Genomic DNA, 2,043 nt, shown 5'->3' with positions numbered 1-2,043 from the left:
TTGGCTGAAGCCAGCAAGAAACCCGCCTAACCGCACGCGCTCAAGCGCGGCGGCTTGCGGCGGGTTCCCAAAGGTCAAGTGTCGATGTGAGGATCCTGCTGCTTTGCCTGGGCTTGATACCAGGCGGTCTTAAACGCGAGTGGGGTCACGTAGCCAAGCCGGCTGTGTGGCCGCTCCTGGTTATATTGCGCTCGGAAGGCACCCAGCCGCACACAGGCTTCAGCCACGGAGTGAAACAGGTGCATATTCAAGCACTCATCGCGCACGGTGCCGTTGAAGCGCTCTTCCTTGCCATTTTGCCAGGGCTTGCCCGGGTCGATGTAGAGGGTCTGAAGGCCAGCCTGCGTAAGCCAGCCCTGAACGGCAATCGCCACAAACTCCGCGCCGTTGTCGCTGCGTAGATAGACCGGAGCGCCATGCTGGGCAACCAGAGCCCTCAACACACCGATGACGCGCTCGGCCGAGGTCGTCAGGGCTACATCGAGCGCCAGGCCTTCACGGGTAAACTCATCCATCACGGTCAAGATGCGGAGTGGTGTGCCGTCAGCTAAGGCATCTTCAACGAAGTCGTACGCCCAAATGTGTCCCGGGTATGCAGCCTCCAGACGAGTCGGACGCGCTGTCCGCGAGCGTCGGCGACGCGCAAGACGCCGAACCTGAAGCTGATGCTGGTGCCACAGCCGTCGCACGCGCTTCTCGTTTACCGCCGTGGTGCGCCGGAGCAGCACGCAGATGCGGCGATAGCCGTAGCGAGGATGACGGGCCGCCAATTCGCGAATTTGTGCAAGCAACGCGGTGGCGTCCTCAGGTTTGGCGGTGTACAAGAAGGTTGAGCGCGGGAGCTGGACGAGCGCGCAGGCACGTGGCACCGACAGCCCGCCGTCTACCAGGAACTGCACGGCTTGGCGCTGCTCAGTCACACGCAGCCCTATTTTCCCAGCAGCTCCTTGAGCAGGTCGTTTTCCAACACGCGCTCAGCGAGCAGGCGCTTGAGCCGGCCATTCTCCTTCTCCAGCTCCTTGAGGCGTTGAGCTTCGTTGAAGGACATGCCGCCATAGGTTTTGCGCCAGCCGTAGAAGGTGTTCTCGGCGATGCCGTGTTCCCGACAGATGGCCGTGATGGTCTGCTCGCCTTTCTCAGCCTGCTCAAGAATCTTGATGATCTGCTCGGGCGTATGGGTCGTGGTCTTCATCGGCTCCTCCTTGTCGGAGGATCCTAACATACCTATCTGTCGGTTTTAGGGTCTCATCACACTTTAGCGCCACAGACGTGGAGCTGCATACGGGCACTGTCGATCTGGTCAACCTGCAGATGGATACCCTCATTAATGCGCAGGCCACAGGTGTAGATCGTCGTGAGACAAGCGCGATAGACGGGCAGGCGCAGCTGGGCCAGGATCTGCCAGACCTCATCGACGCTCAAAACGACGGGCAGCTTATGGATTGGACGGGGGCGAAGCAACTCCAGACGAGGCCAGGACTGGCGCAGGGTGTGCTCGAAGAAGAACTTGATCGCGCAGAGGGCAACCGTGGCGGTCGAGCGGGCCACCCGCTTCTCATTGTGGAGATAGAGCCAGGATCCATTTCTTTTCAGGAACGGCGACATACAGCCCACGGCCCTCCATCTCGCCGCCGATCGCCTTAGAGGCTGTCTGAAAAGGGGGTGAAATGGCGGCTATGGGGCCGAATCGCGTACACTTGGGGTATGAAAAAGAACCAAACCTACGCAACCGACCTCACGAACCGCCAGTGGAATTGTATCAAAGATCTGATCCCTGCCGCGAAACCTGGCGGACGCCCACGGAGCCTGGATATGCGCCAGGTCATGAACGGTATCCTGTACGTCGTCGTGAGTGGCATCCAATGGCGCCTGTTACCGAAAGAGTATCCGAACTGGAAGACCGTCTCCCATTCTTTTCGTACCTGGCGTGATAATGGTACTTGGCAGCGGATTCACGACACGCTGCGGGCACAGGTGCGGCAGAAGGCTGGACGCCACAAGCATCCAACCGCCGGGTGTCTCGACAGTCAAAGCGTCAAGACG

Annotated in this window: 4 protein-coding genes; 1 reads left to right on the top strand and 3 read right to left on the bottom strand. The window is 60.0% G+C overall.

Annotated elements, in window-relative coordinates; genetic code table 11:
• Positions 1-74: 74 nt before the first annotated feature.
• Genes A9Q02_RS23000 through A9Q02_RS22990 form a run of 3 tightly spaced genes read right to left on the bottom strand, consistent with a single transcriptional unit; the run spans position 75 to position 1,605 of the window.
• Entirely contained in the window at positions 75-920 is an 846-nt protein-coding gene (locus A9Q02_RS23000; RefSeq protein WP_097655421.1) for an IS3 family transposase, read from the bottom strand.
• Positions 921-928: 8 nt separating this feature from the next.
• Positions 929-1,192, bottom strand: coding sequence for a transposase (locus tag A9Q02_RS22995; protein ID WP_172451303.1), 264 nt, complete (start codon positions 1,190-1,192; stop codon positions 929-931).
• A 56-nt stretch (positions 1,193-1,248) separates the two neighbouring features.
• A complete protein-coding gene (locus A9Q02_RS22990; RefSeq protein WP_097655419.1) occupies positions 1,249-1,605 on the bottom strand; it encodes a hypothetical protein in 357 nt (118 codons plus the stop codon).
• A gap of 99 nt (positions 1,606-1,704) precedes the next feature.
• On the opposite strand from A9Q02_RS22990, the gene A9Q02_RS22985 reads away from it, so the two are divergent.
• A partial coding sequence (locus A9Q02_RS22985; RefSeq protein WP_141509166.1) for a transposase occupies positions 1,705-2,043 on the top strand: 339 nt, incomplete at its 3' end.

Source organism: Candidatus Chloroploca asiatica (assembly GCF_002532075.1).
GTDB lineage: Bacteria > Chloroflexota > Chloroflexia > Chloroflexales > Chloroflexaceae > Chloroploca > Chloroploca asiatica.
The sequence above is the reverse complement of the archived record's forward strand: the minus strand, read 5'-3'. Positions and strand labels throughout refer to the sequence as shown.

Bases quoted from the DNA above. Each gene is read 5' to 3' on its own strand.
- A9Q02_RS22995 (WP_172451303.1), bottom strand. From the start codon at position 1,192: ATGAAGACCACGACCCATACGCCCGAGCAGATCATCAAGATTCTTGAG.
- A9Q02_RS22990 (WP_097655419.1), bottom strand. From the start codon at position 1,605: ATGTCGCCGTTCCTGAAAAGAAATGGATCCTGGCTCTATCTCCACAAT.